This window comes from Pseudarthrobacter niigatensis (genome assembly GCF_030812615.1).
Lineage (GTDB): Bacteria > Actinomycetota > Actinomycetes > Actinomycetales > Micrococcaceae > Arthrobacter > Arthrobacter niigatensis.
Genome location: NZ_JAUSTB010000001.1, coordinates 456808 through 473173, shown reverse-complemented (window position 1 = coordinate 473173; position 16366 = coordinate 456808). Strand labels below are relative to the sequence as shown.

General features: G+C 67.5%; 16 protein-coding genes and 1 tRNA gene. 11 read left to right on the top strand and 6 right to left on the bottom strand.

All coding sequences use genetic code 11. The features are described 5' to 3' along the window. The first annotated feature begins 90 nt into the window (after positions 1 to 90). Positions 91 to 1086, top strand: coding sequence for a 4Fe-4S dicluster domain-containing protein (locus tag J2T23_RS02235; protein ID WP_141181495.1), 996 nt, complete (start codon positions 91 to 93; stop codon positions 1084 to 1086). Continuing rightward, positions 1083 to 2174: an NrfD/PsrC family molybdoenzyme membrane anchor subunit gene (nrfD, locus tag J2T23_RS02230; RefSeq protein ID WP_141160570.1), complete on the top strand. Its 1092-nt coding sequence runs from the start codon at positions 1083 to 1085 to the stop codon at positions 2172 to 2174. The genes J2T23_RS02235 and nrfD overlap by 4 nt, the downstream gene beginning before the upstream one ends. A gap of 21 nt (positions 2175 to 2195) precedes the next feature. Here nrfD and selD read toward each other — a convergent pair whose 3' ends face one another. Then, positions 2196 to 3200: a selenide, water dikinase SelD gene (gene selD, locus J2T23_RS02225; RefSeq protein ID WP_370871415.1), complete on the bottom strand. Its 1005-nt coding sequence runs from the start codon at positions 3198 to 3200 to the stop codon at positions 2196 to 2198. 64 nt (positions 3201 to 3264) lie between these two features. Here selD and J2T23_RS02220 point away from each other — a divergent pair. The 3 genes from J2T23_RS02220 to selB all read left to right on the top strand — a co-directional run bounded on the left by J2T23_RS02220 (position 3265) and on the right by selB (position 6527). Further along, positions 3265 to 3359, top strand: a tRNA-Sec gene (locus tag J2T23_RS02220). A gap of 36 nt (positions 3360 to 3395) precedes the next feature. After that, complete coding sequence (gene selA / locus J2T23_RS02215) at positions 3396 to 4727, top strand: L-seryl-tRNA(Sec) selenium transferase (protein ID WP_141160568.1); 1332 nt, start codon at positions 3396 to 3398, stop codon at positions 4725 to 4727. 3 nt (positions 4728 to 4730) lie between these two features. Then, positions 4731 to 6527: a selenocysteine-specific translation elongation factor gene (gene selB, locus J2T23_RS02210; RefSeq protein ID WP_307356726.1), complete on the top strand. Its 1797-nt coding sequence runs from the start codon at positions 4731 to 4733 to the stop codon at positions 6525 to 6527. A 33-nt stretch (positions 6528 to 6560) separates the two neighbouring features. On the opposite strand, the gene J2T23_RS02205 is transcribed toward selB, so the two are convergent. Further along, positions 6561 to 7076, bottom strand: a complete 516-nt coding sequence (locus tag J2T23_RS02205) for a nucleoside kinase (protein ID WP_141181500.1) — start codon at positions 7074 to 7076, stop codon at positions 6561 to 6563. Positions 7077 to 7145: 69 nt separating this feature from the next. Here J2T23_RS02205 and J2T23_RS02200 point away from each other — a divergent pair, with 69 nt between their 5' ends. Then, on the top strand, positions 7146 to 7877 hold the full coding sequence (locus J2T23_RS02200) for a lytic transglycosylase domain-containing protein (protein ID WP_370871409.1): 732 nt from the start codon (positions 7146 to 7148) through the stop codon (positions 7875 to 7877). 37 nt (positions 7878 to 7914) lie between these two features. On the opposite strand, the gene J2T23_RS02195 is transcribed toward J2T23_RS02200, so the two are convergent. Continuing rightward, positions 7915 to 9081 carry a cytochrome P450 gene (locus J2T23_RS02195; protein WP_307356723.1) on the bottom strand — a complete coding sequence of 389 codons (1167 nt, stop codon included), beginning with the start codon at positions 9079 to 9081 and terminating at the stop codon, positions 7915 to 7917. Between the two features lie 181 nt (positions 9082 to 9262). On the opposite strand from J2T23_RS02195, the gene J2T23_RS02190 reads away from it, so the two are divergent. Beyond that, a complete protein-coding gene (locus J2T23_RS02190; protein ID WP_246839689.1) occupies positions 9263 to 9529 on the top strand; it encodes a YciI family protein in 267 nt (88 codons plus the stop codon). Between the two features lie 57 nt (positions 9530 to 9586). Continuing rightward, on the top strand, positions 9587 to 10618 hold the full coding sequence (locus J2T23_RS02185; RefSeq protein ID WP_307356719.1) for an aldo/keto reductase: 1032 nt from the start codon (positions 9587 to 9589) through the stop codon (positions 10616 to 10618). A gap of 32 nt (positions 10619 to 10650) precedes the next feature. Here J2T23_RS02185 and J2T23_RS02180 read toward each other — a convergent pair whose 3' ends face one another. Both J2T23_RS02180 and J2T23_RS02175 read right to left on the bottom strand, forming a co-directional pair. Continuing rightward, positions 10651 to 10893, bottom strand: coding sequence for an NfeD C-terminal domain-containing protein (locus tag J2T23_RS02180; protein ID WP_141160562.1), 243 nt, complete (start codon positions 10891 to 10893; stop codon positions 10651 to 10653). Between the two features lie 7 nt (positions 10894 to 10900). Next, positions 10901 to 12334, bottom strand: coding sequence for an SPFH domain-containing protein (locus tag J2T23_RS02175; RefSeq protein WP_307356717.1), 1434 nt, complete (start codon positions 12332 to 12334; stop codon positions 10901 to 10903). Positions 12335 to 12713: 379 nt separating this feature from the next. On the opposite strand from J2T23_RS02175, the gene J2T23_RS02170 reads away from it, so the two are divergent. The 3 genes from J2T23_RS02170 to J2T23_RS02160 all read left to right on the top strand — a co-directional run bounded on the left by J2T23_RS02170 (position 12714) and on the right by J2T23_RS02160 (position 15492). Continuing rightward, positions 12714 to 14036: an MFS transporter gene (locus J2T23_RS02170; protein WP_141160560.1), complete on the top strand. Its 1323-nt coding sequence runs from the start codon at positions 12714 to 12716 to the stop codon at positions 14034 to 14036. A 69-nt stretch (positions 14037 to 14105) separates the two neighbouring features. After that, positions 14106 to 14669 carry a flavin reductase family protein gene (locus J2T23_RS02165; protein WP_307356715.1) on the top strand — a complete coding sequence of 188 codons (564 nt, stop codon included), beginning with the start codon at positions 14106 to 14108 and terminating at the stop codon, positions 14667 to 14669. Between the two features lie 49 nt (positions 14670 to 14718). Beyond that, positions 14719 to 15492 (top strand): enoyl-CoA hydratase/isomerase family protein, encoded by a 774-nt coding sequence (locus tag J2T23_RS02160; RefSeq protein WP_307356713.1) that lies wholly within the window; start codon positions 14719 to 14721, stop codon positions 15490 to 15492. Here the strand turns inward: J2T23_RS02160 and J2T23_RS02155 are convergent. Continuing rightward, positions 15437 to 16324: an SDR family oxidoreductase gene (locus J2T23_RS02155; RefSeq protein ID WP_141160557.1), complete on the bottom strand. Its 888-nt coding sequence runs from the start codon at positions 16322 to 16324 to the stop codon at positions 15437 to 15439. The genes J2T23_RS02160 and J2T23_RS02155 overlap by 56 nt on opposite strands. Between the last annotated feature and the right edge of the window lie 42 nt (positions 16325 to 16366).

Genomic DNA, 16366 nt, shown 5'->3' with positions numbered 1-16366 from the left:
ATCGTTGGCCCCGCCGACACAAACCTTGCCCGGCCCGGAACCCAGCCCCAGTGCAGCGTTCCGGGCATCGACCCGACGTTGGAGAACTAGATGGGCCAGCTGTCCGGACCGACCGACCCCACCGCCGATGCCCATTGGGAGCACAACCATCCGCGGAAGGGATTCTTCACCGACACCTCGATCTGCATTGGCTGCAAGGCCTGCGAAGTGGCCTGCAAGGAGTGGAACCACAACCCGCAGGACGGCAACCTCGAACTTCTGGGGTCCTCCTACGACAACACCGGTTCGCTGGGCGCCAGCACGTGGCGGCATGTCGCCTTCATCGAACAGGGCCAGGAACGCATTGTCGAAGCCCGCGAATCGGGACGGGCCCTGGTCAGCCTGGGCATGCCCCGGATCGGGCCTCCCACCCCGGCTGCGATAGACCAGGCTGATACCACCCCGCCGGACACCGCCGATTTCCGCTGGCTGATGTCCTCCGACGTGTGCAAGCACTGCACCCATGCCGGGTGCCTGGACGTCTGCCCCACCGGCGCGCTGTTCCGCACCGAGTTCGGCACCGTGGTGGTGCAGGACGACGTCTGCAACGGCTGCGGAACCTGCGTGGCCGGGTGCCCGTTCGGCGTCATTGAACGCCGCAGCAACGGCACCGTCAAGGTCGCCACCAGCAGGGAGGACCAGCACGCCAAGCATCCCGCCGTCCCCAACGAGGGCATCGCCCAAAAGTGCACGCTGTGTTACGACCGCCTGGTGGCCGACGAGACACCGGCGTGTGCAAAGGCGTGCCCGACGACGTCCATCAAGTTTGGCGACCACGATGCCATGGTGGAGACGGCCCGGGAACGCGTTGACGCCCTGCACGCACAGGGAATGACCGAGGCCAGGCTGTACGGCGCGAATGAAAACGACGGCGTCGGCGGCACCGGATCGGTGTTCCTCCTCCTGGACGAACCGGAGGTCTACGGACTTCCACCGGACCCACGGGTACCCACCGCTGACCTGCCGACGATGTACCGGCGGGCTGGCCTGGCAGTGGCGGGAATGGCCGCGGCGGCTGCGCTGGCTTTCCTGGGAGGACGCGCGTGACACTTTCCGAGTTCGACAGTTTCCGGCCATCCGAACCTGCCCGCCGTCGCCGTGAGGGTGGCAAACGTGGCTCCGGCCGCCGTCGGGACAGCGGTGACGGTTCCCGGGAAATGCCGATGGTTCCGGAGCCGGAATTCACTTCCTACTACGGCCGTCCGGTGGTTAAGCCTGCCCCCTGGGGCGATGACGTCGCGATCTACCTTTTCCTGGGTGGCGTGGCCGCCGGATCGGCTTTCCTTGGCCTCGGCGGGCAACTGACCGGACGCCCGGTGCTGCGCAGAAATGCGCGGCTGGGCGCCCTGGCTGCAGTGGGCGCCGGCGCAGTTTTCCTGGTGAAGGACCTGGGCCGGCCGGAGCGGTTCCTGCACATGCTGCGGACTTTCAAGGTCACCTCGCCGATGAGCGTCGGCTCGTGGATCCTCAGCGCCTTCAGCGCCGGCGCGGGAGTATCAGCTGTGGCGGAAATCGACCGGATGAGCGGAAACCGGCTGCCCTTGGGTCCCTTGCGCAAAGTGCTGAAGGCGGTCGAAGGACCAGCCGGCATCGAAGCCGCAGTTTTCGCCGGACCCCTGGCTGCCTACACAGCCGTCCTCCTGGGCGATACTGCCACACCGACGTGGAACGCCGCCCATGAGGAACTGCCGTTCGTTTTCGTGAGTTCCGCCTGCCTGGCCTCTGCCGGCCTGGCTATGGTCACGACGCCGGTAAGCGAAACAGGTCCGGCGCGGAATCTCGCCGTGCTGGGCGTGTTGGGCGACGTTGCGGCCATGAAGGTGATGGAGCACCGGATGGACCCGGTTGCCGCCGAGCCGCTGCACCAGGGCAAGGCCGGGACAATGCTCAAATGGAGTGAGCGGCTGGCCGTCGCCGGCGGCCTTGGCGCGCTGCTCGGCGGACGGAACCGTATGGTGGCCGCGGCCTCGGGACTGGCGCTGCTTACCGCTTCGGCACTGACCCGGTTCGGTGTGTTCGAGGCGGGCCTCGCCTCGGCCAGGGATCCAAGGTACACCATTGAACCGCAAAAGAACCGGCTGGCGGCCCGCCGCGCGGCCGGGGTCACCGGCGATTCAATTACCACCGGCAGCTGACCGGCTGCCCCTAAGAGGGCCTCAACGGACTTCGATGCCCTGCCCGGCGGTGGTGTGGCCAATGACGGGGTGCCCCGGCAGCTCGCCTACAACGAGCAGGCCGCCTGAGGTTTGGGCATCAGCCAGGAGCAGCAGGTCGTCGTCACTGACGCCGGCGGCGGCGCTGAGATGCGGCCGGACCCAGTCCAGGTTGCGCCGGGTACCCCCGGACACGAAACCGTCCCGGAGCGCCTCGCGGGCTCCCTGGATCACCGGTACCGAGGCCAGGTCAACCACCGCCCCGACGTCCGAGGCCCGGACCATCTTGTAAAGGTGTCCAAGAAGCCCGAATCCGGTCACGTCGGTTGCCGCCCTGACACCGGCAGCCACCGCGGCGTCGGCCGCGTCGCGGTTCAGGGCAGCCATGGTTTCCACGGCTTCAGGGAACACCTCGCCGGTCTGCTTGTGCCGGTTGTTGAGAAGTCCGACGCCGATTGGCTTGGTGAGCGTAATGGGCAGTCCGGGCCGGGCGGCATCGTTGCGCAGCAAACGGTCCGGATGCGCCACGCCCGTCACTGCCATGCCGTACTTTGGCTCAGGGTCATCAATTGAGTGGCCCCCAAGAACCGGACAACCCGCCTGCGAGGCTACGCTCAGCCCGCCGCGCAGGACTTCGGTCATCAGCTCCATGGGGAGGACGCCCCGGGGCCAGCCGATGAGGTTGATCGCCGTGATTGGCCGGCCGCCCATGGCGTAAATGTCCGAGAGCGCATTGGCTGCGGCGATCCGGCCCCAGTCGAAGGCGTCGTTGACCACGGGAGTGAAAAAGTCCGCCGTGGTCAGGACGGCAAGGTCCTCACGCACCAGGACCACCGCCGCGTCGTCGCCAGTGTCGAGGCCCACCAGTACCTCGGCTCCGGGCTGGCCGATCAGGCCACGGACCGCGTCTTCGAGCTCGCCCGGAGGAATTTTGCAGGCGCAGCCACCCCCGTGGGCATAGTCGGTGAGCCGGACTGCGCCGGCGGCACCTGCATCGAGTTGCTGGATTGACGTCTGGGCCTCATTCACCTGCCCAGCGTACCTTCAAGGCAACCCTGCTATATTGAGGCGCGGTGGCGTCCGGGTCCTGGTGGGCCCCCCGGTCTTCAAAACCGGTGCGGCTGAGCATCTCGGCCTGGCGGGTTCGATTCCCGTCCGCCACCGCCAACTTTCGGCAACGAATGCCGCGATACGAGGAGGGCTGTGGACCAGGTCGATCCCCGGCGCCTGATTCCCCGCACGAATGACCTGCTGGCACTGCCGGCGGTCCGCGAGGCCCGCACCCGGCTGAACGGGCGCATCATCCGCGAACTCGTCCGGGATGTCCAGGAGCAGGCCCGGAGCGGCGGGCTCCCGGCCGGCCAGGTGGAACCTGTCCTGCTGGCTGCCGTCGCTGCCCGGACGGCAACAACCCTGCGCCCGGTCTTGAACGCCACCGGTGTCATCGTGCACACCAACCTGGGGCGTGCGCCGCTTTCCGAAGGCGCTGTTGCCGCCCTCGTCGCGGCCAGCGGCTACGTGGACGTGGAGCTCGACCTGTCGGACGGCAGCCGTTCACGCCGCGGCGCCGGAGCCCGCGCCGCCCTCCTCGCTGCATGTCCTGCGGCCGAGGACGCGCTGGTGGTGAACAACGGAGCGGCAGCACTGGTGCTCGCCACGACGGCCCTGGCGGCCGGCCGCGAGGTGGTGCTGAGCCGGGGCGAACTGGTGGAAATCGGTGCCGGGTTCAGGCTCACCGACCTGATGGAATCCACGGGTGCAAGGCTTCGCGAAGTAGGCACCACCAACCGGACCCACCTCCATGACTACGCCGGGGCGCTCGGACCGGATACCGGGTGCATCCTCAAGGTCCACCCCAGCAATTTCCGTGTTGACGGCTTTACCTCGGCTGTTCCCATGGCTGAGCTGAGCCGGCTGGCTGCCGGCAACGGGGTACCCCTCGTGGCTGACCTCGGCAGCGGACTGCTGGCACCGGACCCGTTCCTGCCGGATGAACCGGATGCCGCCACCGCTTTGGCGAGTGGGGCCGACGTCGTGATTGCCAGCGGCGACAAACTGCTGGGCGGCCCCCAGGCCGGCCTGCTGCTGGGCCGCAGGGAAGTCATCGCACGGCTGGCGCGCCACCCGCTGGCCCGCGCGGTCAGGGCCGATAAACTTGCCCTTGCCGCCCTGGAGGCGACCGTTGCCGGCGGCCCGCCGCCGGTCGTCCAGGCGCTGCACGCCGACGCCGGGCAACTGCGCCGCCGAACTGACCGGCTGGCCCGGGAACTTGGTGCAGCCGTGGTCCCGCATGACGGCAGGGTAGGCGGCGGAGGTGCCCCGGGGGTTCCCCTGGCCGGGTGGGCACTCCGGCTCCCGGAAGGCGTCGCCCGGCTCCTGCGGACCGGGGATCCGGCCGTGCTGCCGCGCGTCCACGACGGCTTCTGTTTGGTTGACCTGCGGTGCGTCCCCGAACGGGACGACGCCCGGATCGCCGCGGCCGTACGGGAGGCGTTGGCAAGCCTCGAAGCCGCGGATGCCGGCAGGGCGGGCTGAGCGGTGCACGTCGTTGCCACAGCCGGACATGTCGATTCCGGTAAAAGCACCCTGGTCCGTGCCCTCACCGGCATGGAACCGGACCGCTGGGAGGAAGAACGCCGCCGCGGCTTGACCATCGACCTTGGCTACGCCTGGACCACGTTGCCCTCCGGGCAGGATGTTGCGTTCGTCGACGTACCCGGCCACGAACGGTTCCTCGGAAACATGCTGGCCGGCATTGGGCCGGCGCCGGTGGTCTGCTTCGTGGTGGCCGCGGACGAGGGCTGGCAGGCCCAGTCCAGCGACCACCGGGACGCCGTTGCTGCGTTGGGCATCGACCACGGCGTCGTGGTGCTGAGCCGGGCAGACCGGGCCACGGGGCAGCAGGTTGCAGACGTGCTCTCGCGGACCCGCGCAGAGCTGGCCGGGACAGGGCTGCGGGATGCTCCCGCGGTGGTGGTGTCCGCCATCGACGGGACCAGGCTTCCGGAGTTACGGGCAACGCTCGACGACGTCCTGGCCCGGGTGCCTGCCCCGGTCACCACCGGGCGGGTCAGGTTGTGGGTGGACCGCTCGTTTACCATCACCGGTTCCGGAACCGTGGTGACCGGAACCCTGGCGGCAGGAACGCTGGCCCAGGGCGACCGGCTGGAACTGCTCGGGCACACCGGTACCCGGACTGTGGTGGTCCGGGGCCTGCAAAGCCGTGACACCTCCTACCCTTCCGTGGAGCCGGTAAGCCGAGTGGCATTGAACCTGCGCGACGTTGCAGCGACGGACGTCCGGCGCGGAGACGCCCTGGTCTCCCCGGGCGCCTGGCCCACCACGGCCGTGGTGGGCATCCACCGCACCACCGGGGCGGCATACACGGACGTACCGGAACAACTCATGGTCCATGTCGGCACCGCATCCGTGCCGGCCCGGCTGCGTCCCTTCGGGGCGGACCACGCCCGGCTGGTCCTCGACCGGCACCTGCCCCTGGTCCTGGGGGACCGGCTGGTGCTGCGCGACCCCGGAAGCCGCACCGTGCTGGGCGGCGCACGCATCCTCGATGCCGACCCCCCGGTCCTGCGGCGGCGCGGTGACGGTGCCCACTGGGCCCAGCGCCTTGCGGGGATGGATCCCTCAGGTGATGTGCTGGGGGAAGTGGCGGCCCGCAGGGCCGTGCAGCCAGACCGCCTGCGCCGGCTCGGACTGCTGTCCGGGCATGACGCCGAGGCACCCGCCGGCGTGCAGGTCATCGAGGACTGGTGGGTGCACGCTCCCGTCTTTCAGTCCTGGCAGCACCAGCTGCGCGCCGCGGTCCAGGCGCTGCAGGAGCGGGACGCCCTGGCACCGGGCCTTTCCATGGGCGCCGCACGGGACCTTCTCAAGTTGCCCGACGAGAAGCTGCTTTCCCACGTCATCCTCGGGGCCGGCCTGGAACAGGACGGCGGCCACGTCCGGATTCCCGGGAGCCAGGGCAACCTTGGACACATCGAGCCGGCCATCGCCAGGCTGGAGGGCAGGCTCGGCGTGGACGCCTTCCGCGCCCCCGAAGCCGATGAGCTGGCGGCACTCGGCCTGGGTGCCCGCGAGCTCGCCGCGGCCGAGCGCACCGGACGCATACTGAGGCTGCGCGACGGGGTGGTGCTGCTGCCCACCGCACCGGCTCTGGCCATGCGCACCCTCGCCGGTTTGGAGCAGCCCTTCACCACGAGCCAGGCGCGCCAGGCCCTCGGCACGACACGCCGGATCGCCGTGCCGCTGCTGGAACACCTCGATGCCCGCGGCTGGACCAGGAGGCTCGACGCCGGGCACCGCACCGTAGTGCGCTGACCCGCCGTCGGCCGGGAAAGCCGCCGGCCCCGGTTAGCCGGGGCCGCCGTCCCGGAGATGGCGCAGGATGTCGTCCACTACGCGCGCGAGCGGCGCGGAGGCGTCGATTGGGATGCCGCCCGGCGGGATTTCTTCCCGGGTTACGTGCAGGTGTTCGATCAGCTGCCGTTCCGCCGCCTGGCCGCCCCATTCGTCCGGCGGCCGCTGGTCAAGGCGCCGACGCAGCGTTTCAACATCCGTCTCCAGGACGAAGACGGCATCGAACAGGTCGATGAAGGAGGCCAGGTTCCTGGACCCGCCGCAGAAGAATGTCGCTGGTTCCCGCTGGTCTGCGGCCAGCTCCCGGACGTCGGCCACCCGCCAGAGGTGATGGCTGTGCACTGCGGTTCCGGTGATCCCCGCAACCGGTTCGCCGGTTTCCGGATCACCTTGGTAGGCGAGGTCACGGTCTCCGTTGATGGCCTGGTAGCCGCGCCGCCGCAGTTCATGGCATACAGCGGTCTTACCTGTACCGGAACCGCCCTCGACAAGGTAATTCTTCCTGCCCATGCCTGATGGTACCGACGAACGGCAGGGGTGTGATGGTTTGATTGGTCGGTGCTTCGTGTAAAACGCTTTGTGGTCTTCAGCCTTTTCGTGCTCTGTGCCAGTGCAGCGTTCTCTTTCTGGGTGATGGGCCAGGCAGGCGCCGGGGACATCGCCGCCACGCCGGCGCCGCCCCTCGCCGCGGCCAGGCTCCAGGCCGCGCCTGACGGGATCGCCACCGCCGTCAACGTCACACCGGTCCCCGAATCCACGTGGCTTGGCCACGCCGCCGCAGCAACCGGCATTCCCGTGCGCGCGCTGCGCGCCTACGTCAGTGCCGTTGTCACCGCCAACCAAGCTGCTCCCGCGTGTGGAATCGGCTGGAACACTTTGGCCGCCGTCGGCTTCGTCGAATCAGCCCACGGAACCTACGGCGGCGGCAGCCTGAGTTCCGCCGGCCAGGCCAGCGGCCCGATCGTGGGCCCGAGCCTCAACGGTGCAGGGTTCGCCGCCATTCCTGACACCGACGGCGGAGCCTTGGACGGTGACGCGCAATGGGACCACGCGGTGGGCCCGATGCAGTTCATCCCCTCCACGTGGCGGATCGCCGGGATGGACGGGAACGGGGATGGGGCAGCGGACCCGTTCAACATTGACGATGCAGCCTTAAGCGCGGCCACATATCTGTGCGGCCACGGCGGTGACCTCACCACTGCCCGGGGCTGGGCGGATGCAGTGCACGCCTACAACCAGTCCGACGCCTACCTCCGCCAGGTGCGCTCCCAGGCCACCGCCTACGCAGCGGCAACGGACACGGTCCAATGACGGGCAGGCGAAGCAGCGGGCCCCGGCGTCCTGCCCGTCAGGCGCGCTGCCAGGTGACCGGAAGCTCCTTCAACCCGTAAACGATGCTGCTTTCCATGCGTTCCAGTTCCGCTCCGGGAGCCAGGGACAGGCCCGGCAGGCGGGTCAGCAGCGCCTCCAGGGCGATCCTGGCCTCAAGCCGTGCCAGCGGGGCACCCAGGCAAAAGTGGATGCCATGGCCGAAGGCCAGGTGCCGGTTGGGGCTGCGGTCGATGTCGAACTCAGCGGCCGCCGGGAACTGCTGCCCGTCGCGGTTGGCCGAGCCGATCCACGCCACTATCGGAGCGCCGGCGGGAACCCTCTGGCCGCTGAGGACAGTTTCCGCGACCGCCACCCGGTACATGGACTGGACCGGTGACCGAAAGCGGAGGACTTCTTCGAGCGCCTGGGGGAGCAGGCCCGGTTCCTCAAGGAGCCGGCCAAGCGTGCCGGGTGACTCGGCCAGGCACAAAACGGCGTTGCCAATCAGGTTTGTGGTGGTCTCATTGCCTGCAACCAGCAGGAGGCTGCAGAAACCGAGCAGTTCCGGCACCGTCAGCCGTTGCCCGCCGATCTCCGCGGACAGCAGGCTGCTGATAAGGTCCGTGCCGGGCCTGCTCCGGCGCCGGTCGATCAGGGCGAGGAAGTATTCCACCATTTCTGACGTGGTGGTGTCCTGGGTTTCGCCCGCGGGAGCGGTCCGCGTTTGGCTGACGATGACATCAGACCAGTGCTTGAAGCGCTCCCGGTCCTCCGCGGGAATGCCCAACAGCTCCGAAATCACGATGACCGGCAACGGATAGGCCAGGTCCCTGATCAGGTCCGCGCTTCCGCCGGCAGCGATCCCGTCGAGGAGCTCGTTGGTGAGTCCGGCGATGCGGGGAGCCAGGGCGTCCACGGCCTTGGGCGTGAACGCCTGCGTGACCAGGGAACGCAACTGTCGGTGCCTCGGGGGATCGGTGGTGATCAGGCTCGCCGCGAATAGTTGCCCGGTACCGGACGGATTGTCCCCGCCCATCCGCGATGAAAACGTTGCGTGTTCCGACAACACCCGCTGGACGTCTTCGTACCGGAAAACATGCCAGCTGCCCGACTGGCTGTCCTGGAAGACCGGAGCCATTGCCCGCATGCGCTCGTACTGCGGAAAGGGATCAAGCGGATATTCGGCGGACTGGGTGGAATCCATGATGGCCTCTCTGCCAGCCGGCGCCTCCTGGGCACCAAAAGTGCCGGACCCTTGTTTGTGTGACCGGAGGTTTTTGATCCTAGCCCTGGCGGGCCCCGGCGTCATCAGGTGCGGGCCGCCAGGTGCGCGTCCCGCTCGTATGGCCGGGGGATGGGGTAAGTTCGGCCCTATGGAATGCGTAGTGATCTACAGCGTGCGCGAGGGTGTGGACAGGGCGACGGTCATGTCCGTCTATCCCCGGCACAAGGCCTTCTACGAAGCTTTCCGGGCCGACGGCGGAGGGCTGACTGCCCTGGGCCCTTTCCAGTCTCCCGAAGCCGGCCTGAGCTCAATGGGCATCTTCACTTCGCGCAGTGAAGCTGAACGGTTCATCGCCGGAGACCCCTTCGTAACCGAGGGGCTCGCAGACCCCAAGCTGCTCGAATGGAATGCCGTGCACCTCGCCTGAGGGACGCAGCCGCACGCAACTTTCCCACCAACCGACCACTGAACGCGAGGACTCACCATGCAGCACCGGACCCTGGGCCACAGCGGCGCCGTCGTCACCAGCTTCGCGCTGGGCACCATGACGTTCGGCGCGGAGGCGACCGAAGAAACCTCCCACGACATCCTGGACAGCTACTTCGACGCGGGCGGCAACTTCATTGATACCGCCGACGTCTACAGCTCGGGAGTGTCCGAAGAGATCATTGGGCGCTGGCTGGCCAGGCGGGCGGGCCTGAGGGACCGGGCGGTGATCGCCACCAAAGGGCGTTTCCCCATGGGAACGGCACCGAACGACGTCGGAACATCGCGCCGGCACTTGACCCGCGCACTCGATGATTCCCTCCGCCGCCTGGGAGTGGAACAGATCGACCTCTACCAGATGCACGCGTGGGACCCCATCACCCCCCTGGAGGAGACCGTTCGGTTCCTGGACGACGCCGTAGGCCGCGGGAAAATCGCGTACTACGGGTTTTCGAATTTCCTGGGCTGGCAGCTCACCAAGGCTGTCCATGTTGCACGCAGCCAGGGCTGGAACCCGCCCGTCAGCCTGCAGCCCCAATACAGCCTCCTGGTCCGGGACATCGAACATGAGATCGTACCGGCCGCGCTTGACGCAGGAATCGGCCTGTTGCCGTGGTCGCCGCTGGGCGGAGGATGGTTGTCCGGCAAGTACCGCCGCGACCAGCGGCCTTCCGGGGCAACCCGCCTGGGGGAGAACCCCGAACGCGGCATGGAAGCCTGGAAGGCACGCAATGACAACCCGCGTACGTGGGCAGTCATCGACGCCGTCGAAGATATCGCTGCCCACCACAATGTGAGCCCGGCCCAGGTGGCACTGGCCTGGCTGGCACACCGGCCCGCTGTGACGTCCGTAATCCTGGGTGCCCGCTCCACGGAGCAGCTTGCCGACAACCTGGCGGCCGCCCAGCTGCAGCTCAGCGCCGAAGAGGTCGCCCGTCTCACCCTGGCCAGCCAGCCCGACGTGGGGGTCTATCCCTACGGGCCCATGGCCCAGGAACAGCGCAGCCGCAAAATGGAGGGCGGACGGTAGCGCCCCACCGGCGGGTAATCGGGGGCCAGCCCTTACCGGGTGTGCTTGAGCACGTCCGGCAGCTCCTCCACGTATACCGTTTGCGGCGGGTCGAAGTAGATCACCAGCACTTCAGCGCCCACCGGGAAGTCACTGGTCTTGTCGAACGGATGGGCGTGGAATGCCATGGTGCCGCCAAGGTAGGGCAGCATGACTTCGCCGATGGTGCCCGGGCCGATGCGGCCGGTGACCCGCCCGATCTTGCCGGTCAGGCTCCTGTCGACCTCCTTGCGCATGGTATCCCTATGCCCCGGAAGCGGTGGGTGGCTGCTTGGCATCCTTGCCGTTCTTCAGCGCGGACCGGAGGGCGGGCAGGTAGTCGCCTGCCTGCGCCAGGATCCCGCCAAGCATCTTGTTGACGCCCTCGCCGCCGTTCAGGACGGTCATCTGCCCGACGTGCGAGAAGGGCTCAGCGGCGGCGGCAATGATGGCGGGCATGTTTTCGGCGAGCTGCTGTGAGATGACCGCGTCCTGGTTGGTGGCGAGGGCCTCGGCCCGCGCCTTGATGCCGTCTGCCTCGGCCAGGGCCCTCGCTTTGATCGCCGAGGCGGCTGCGTCGCCCTTGGCCTTGGTGGCGGCCGCTTCGGCCTCACCCGTAACCTTGGTGGCTCCGGCTGCCGCTGCCGCGGCCGTGGCGTTTGCCTGTGCGGTCACTTCGGTCCGGCGCGCGTTGGCCTGGGCCTCAAGCTCGGTGCGGCGCGCCAGTGCCTCGGCGGCACTGATGTCCGCAGCTTTCTGTCCCTCTGCGTCCGTGCGCTTGGCGTAGGCCTTCGCGTCGGCAGGTTTCCTGATGGTTGTCTGCAGTTTCTGCTCTTCCCGGTCTGCTTCCAGCTTGGCCACCTCTGTTTCCTGCACCACCACCTGCTGCCGTGCTGTGGCCTCGGCCAGCGGCCCGGCCTGGGCGGCATTGGCCCGGGCCCGTTCGGCGTTTGCCTGTGCCACCGACTGCCGGATCGCCGAGACACTCTGCGCATCGGCAATCAGGGCGGCCGCCTCCGCTTCCTTTTCCGCAGCTTCCCGGTTGCGCGTTGCCTCGGCGATCCGGGCCTCCATCTTCACCTGGGCGATATGCGGCTTCGCAATGTTCTGGATGTAGCCGGTGGGATCCTGCAGGTCCTTGATCTGCAGCGAGTCCACCACCAGTCCCAGCTTCTCCATCTCCACACCGCTGGCGCTGCGGACCTGTGAGGCGAGTTTGTCCCGTTCGCGGATGATCTCCTCCACGGTCATGCTGCCAATGATGGAGCGCAAGTGGCCCTCGAAGACGTTGTAGACCTGGCTTTCCATTTTTGGCTGCTGGCCCAGGAAACGTCGGGCGGCATTGGCGATAAAGGGCGGCGCGTCCCCGATCTTGTATATAACCACGCCTTCGACAATGACCTGGATTCCCTGCGAGGTGACACAGGAGACTTTAAGCTCGGTTTCATTCAATGTCAGCGAGAGCGGCCGTACCGTCTGCAGTCCGGGAAGGACCAGGGCACCTTTGCCCGTGACAATCTTGAAATCCATTCCCTCCCTGGTTTCCAGGGTTCCGCGGGTCAGCCCGGAAATGATCAGGGCCTCATTTGGTTCAGCCACTTTCCACATCAGTTTGGTGGCGACCCAGACAAACCCAACGGCAAAGAGCACTCCCAGAATAATGGCGATCAGCGGAAAGAACGCTGTAAAGTCCGGCATAACCAGATCCTTTCAATGCCGCGCAACGGCATCACGGTAAAACCCCAATAAACACAGCCGCCCATTTATCCGGCTACATAAAACTGCCGTCAATTCCGGTGCTTCCGGCCAGCTGTTGTAGACAGTCTGGTTCGGCCCCGGGCAAGAGTCCATAGCCGTGACGATATTTGCCTGCAGCAACAATAAAAGACGGGCGACGGCGGCACGCACAGTTCCCGGACGGGGTCCTGCGGCGTGGGAAACCGTTGACATGGGCAACCAGTGCTCGCACGATGGAAATGGAACCGCAATGCGGGTCCAGCGCCAGGCATTGACAATTTCTCCCTTTGTTCTTGCCATGAGGCCGGGCGCTCTACTGCATCTGACCAACGGAGTGATGATGAGTATTCAAGGAGTGACCCGGGAGCAGGCCGTACGCCGCGCCACGGTGGCGAGCGTGGTGGGTACCACCATCGAGTGGTACGACTTCTTCCTGTATGGGACGGCCGCCGCCCTGGTGTTTCCCCAGTTGTTCTTCCCGGGCCAGGTTGCCTTCGCCGGCGTGCTGGCGGCTTTCGGTACCCAGTTTGTCGGCTTTGTTGCCAGGCCAATCGGCGCGGCGATCTTCGGCCATTTCGGCGACCGGATTGGACGCAAGACGACACTTATGGCCACGCTCTTCCTGATGGCCTTCGGCACGGTCCTGATCGGCTGCCTGCCCACGTACCAAAGCATCGGCGTTGCCGCGCCGGTCCTCCTGGTCCTGCTCCGGATCATCCAGGGAATCGGCGTGGGAGGCGAGTGGGGCGGTTCTGTCCTGCTGAGCATGGAATGGGGCGACCAGAACCGCCGTGGTCTGTCCGCCTCCTGGCCCCAGATCGGGGTCCCGCTGGGGCTTGTCCTGTCCACCGGCGTCGTCAGGATCACCACGGCCGCAACGGGAACTGAAGGGTTTGCTGCCTACGGCTGGCGGATCCCGTTCATCCTGAGCATCATCCTGATCGGTGTGGGCCTGTTCGTCCGGCTGCGCGTCATCGAAAGCCCGGAGTTCGACGAAGTCCGCAAGTCCAACAAGGTGGTGCGGGCCCCGATCATCGAGGTGATCCGCCGGCAGCCCAAGGAGATCCTCCTTTCCGCCCTGGTGCGCACCTCGGAGCAGGCGCCCTTCTACCTCTTCATCACCTTCGTGATCACCTACGCCACCAAGCAGTTGAAGCTGGACAGCAACTCGATCCTTGATGACACGCTGATCGCGGCGGCGCTGGGGCTGGTCAGTGTTCCGCTGTTCGGGCGCCTGTCCGACCGCTTCGGGCGGCGGCGGGTGTACGGAACCGGGATTGTGCTTACCGCGCTGTTCGCATTCCCCTACTTTGGGCTGCTGAACACGCGGGACTCCCTGTGGGTTGGCGTTGCCGTGGTGGTCAGCCTGATCCTGCACGACATCCAGTACGGACCGCAGGCCGCCCTGATCGCCGAAAGTTTCGACACCGACATCCGCTACACGGGCGCCGGCCTGGGCTACCAGCTGGCCAGCGTGATTGCCGGAGGTCCCGCACCCCTCATCGCTGCCGCCCTGCTGGCGAGCTATGGCAATTCGACGTCGATTTCGCTGTACATCATCCTTTGCTGCGTGATTGCCATGCTTGCCCTGATCTTCCTGCCCAGGGCCAAGGGGGCGCTGGCCAAGGACGCCGCTGCCGCCGCAATGCCCAGAAACCTGTAGGGCCGGATGCGGACGGACTTTCAACCTGGACACCTGGGGCCGCGGGCCTTCTATAAATTACTGACGTCAGTGGTGGTTCCGCGGCCCATCGCCTGGGTGTCCAGCACATCCCCGGACGGGGTGGACAATCTTGCGCCGCACTCTTTTTTCACCGTGGCCTCGGTGGACCCGCCGATCATCCAGTTCACCTCCGTCGGCGAGAAGGATTCGCTGCGGAACATCGAGGCGACGGGGGAGTTCGTGGTGAACCTGGCGCCGGCGGCCCTGATCCAGGAGGTCAATGCCACTGGTACCAATTTCAGCCCCGATGTCAGCGAGTTCGATGCCGCCGGCCTGGCCCGTGAGCCCAGTGCCATGGTCCGGCCGCCCCGGGTCAAGGACTCTCCGGCGGTGCTGGAATGCTCGCTTCACCAGACCCTGCGCATGGGTGACTGTGTCCTGGTGTTCGGCCTGGTAGTGCACGCCGCCGTCTCCTCCCGGGTGCTCAGCGGTGACCACCCGGACGTGGCCGGGCTTGATCCGCTGTCAAGGCTGGGCGGGGACGAATGGGGCATGCTTGGCCCCATCCTCCACCTGCCGCGGATCCGTGCCTCGCAGTGGCCTGGTCCTTTCAGGCCGCGGGAGGGCACATGACGGAGCCTGGCGCGGGAGCCATGCCAGCCCCGGGGGAGGCAGGCTTCTGATGGCGGCGGTCGGTGTTGACGTGGCGGAGTCCATTGCCACGATTTCCTTCGGCAGCGGCGAGCGGCTCAATGCCCTGGGCCAGAGGGACTGGGAGGATCTGCGGTGCGCAGTACACGGGCTGGCCTCCGGCCCGACCCTGCGCGCCGTCGTGGTGCGCGGCCGCGGTGGAGTGTTTTGCGCCGGCTCCGACATAAGCGAATGGGACGGGACGTCGGGCGCGGACGTTGGCCGGACCTTTGACGTTCTGGAAGCCGCATTGCAGGCACTCGAGGACTTGCCCGTCCCAACGCTGGCCGTGGTCGAAGGGGTTGCGGCCGGTGGGGGCTGCCAGCTTGCCCTTGCCTGCGACCTGCAACTGCTCACCCCAACAGCGCGGATGGGCATGCCCGTGGCACGCCTGGGCTTGCTGGTTCCGGCCACCTTCGCCGCCCGCCTGGCACTGCGGGTAGGTCCGTCCCGGGCCAAGGACCTTCTTTACACGGGCCGTATGCTCACTGCCCGCGAGGCCTGGGACATGGGGCTGGTCACCACCCTCGCCCCCGACGACGATGCGGACGCGGCCCTGGCTGCAGTCCTCGACCCGTGGAAAGGCGTCTCGTCGGCGTCTCTAAAGGCATCGAAGGCAGCGGTGGACGAGGGCCTGCGCCTCCTGACGGAAGCCGGCCGCCGCGCGCCAAAGGGCCCTGCGGTGGATCCGGTGGAATTCCGCGACCGGGTCACGGGCTTTCTCCACCGCCGGACCGGGGCGGGGCCGCCGGCTCCACCACCGTGACGTCCAAAGGCATCCGGTTGACGCGGCGCAGGCGTCCGGCCAGCACGCTGCGGAGTCCGTGAGCCACCATCCGCCGCTTGGTCAGGAACCTGAATTCCGGATGGTCCGAGGTGACAAGGTCCACGATGGGCAGCGCCGCCTCGCCCGCATTTTGTCCCCACAGCCCCACCACCACCTGCAGGCCGCCGAGGCGCTGTTGGTAGCCCGGCTGGGACCGCACCCGCGCCAGGAGCGCAGTTTCCACGAGTCCGGGGTTCATGCCGTGGACCCGTACGCCGGTGCCCTTGGTTTCCAGGCGGAGCGTCTCGGTGAACTGGCGGACCCACCGCTTGCTTGAGGCGTAGGCGTTCTGCAGCGCCACCGGACCCCGGTCGCCCTGGCCGTAGAGGTTGACCAGGTCGCCGTGCCCCTGGCCCAGGAATACCGGCAAGGCAACCCTGGAGCCGTGGAACGTACCCAGGATGTTGGTGCGCACCACGCGCGTGAAGTCGTCGGCGGGCGTCGACGCTGTGGGTCCGTACACCCCCGACGTTCCCGCATTGTTAACCCAGATATCCAGCGTTCCCCGGGCAACGGCCTCGTCGCGAAGCGCCTCAACGTCAGCCAGTTCGGCGGTGTCGCAGCGGCGTCCGGATGCCGCGATCCCCTCATCGAGCAGGCGGCGGACGGCCGCAGCAACGTCGTCCCCGGACCTGGCTGCAAGCACCACCGTTGCGCCGTGCAGGCCCAGCACGCGGGCCATGGCAAACCCCAGCCCCCGCGACGAGCCGGTCACCACCGCTACCCGGCCGCGAAGGATGTCCTGGCCAGGCGCCGCCCGTTGGATCCGCATCCCCTTGTCCTACGCCGTTACGGCTGTGGCGGCAAGGCTACC

What these genes read in the sequence shown, in the direction of transcription:
- J2T23_RS02155 (WP_141160557.1), bottom strand. Translation starts at nt 16,324, where the DNA reads ATGCGGATCCAACGGGCGGCGCCTGGCCAGGACATCCTTCGCGGCCGG.
- J2T23_RS02195 (WP_307356723.1), bottom strand. Translation starts at nt 9,081, where the DNA reads ATGGATTCCACCCAGTCCGCCGAATATCCGCTTGATCCCTTTCCGCAG.
- J2T23_RS02180 (WP_141160562.1), bottom strand. Translation starts at nt 10,893, where the DNA reads ATGCGCAAGGAGGTCGACAGGAGCCTGACCGGCAAGATCGGGCGGGTC.
- J2T23_RS02175 (WP_307356717.1), bottom strand. Translation starts at nt 12,334, where the DNA reads ATGCCGGACTTTACAGCGTTCTTTCCGCTGATCGCCATTATTCTGGGA.
- J2T23_RS02185 (WP_307356719.1), top strand. Translation starts at nt 9,587, where the DNA reads ATGCAGCACCGGACCCTGGGCCACAGCGGCGCCGTCGTCACCAGCTTC.
- J2T23_RS02170 (WP_141160560.1), top strand. Translation starts at nt 12,714, where the DNA reads ATGAGTATTCAAGGAGTGACCCGGGAGCAGGCCGTACGCCGCGCCACG.
- J2T23_RS02160 (WP_307356713.1), top strand. Translation starts at nt 14,719, where the DNA reads ATGGCGGCGGTCGGTGTTGACGTGGCGGAGTCCATTGCCACGATTTCC.
- J2T23_RS02235 (WP_141181495.1), top strand. Translation starts at nt 91, where the DNA reads ATGGGCCAGCTGTCCGGACCGACCGACCCCACCGCCGATGCCCATTGG.
- J2T23_RS02205 (WP_141181500.1), bottom strand. Translation starts at nt 7,076, where the DNA reads ATGGGCAGGAAGAATTACCTTGTCGAGGGCGGTTCCGGTACAGGTAAG.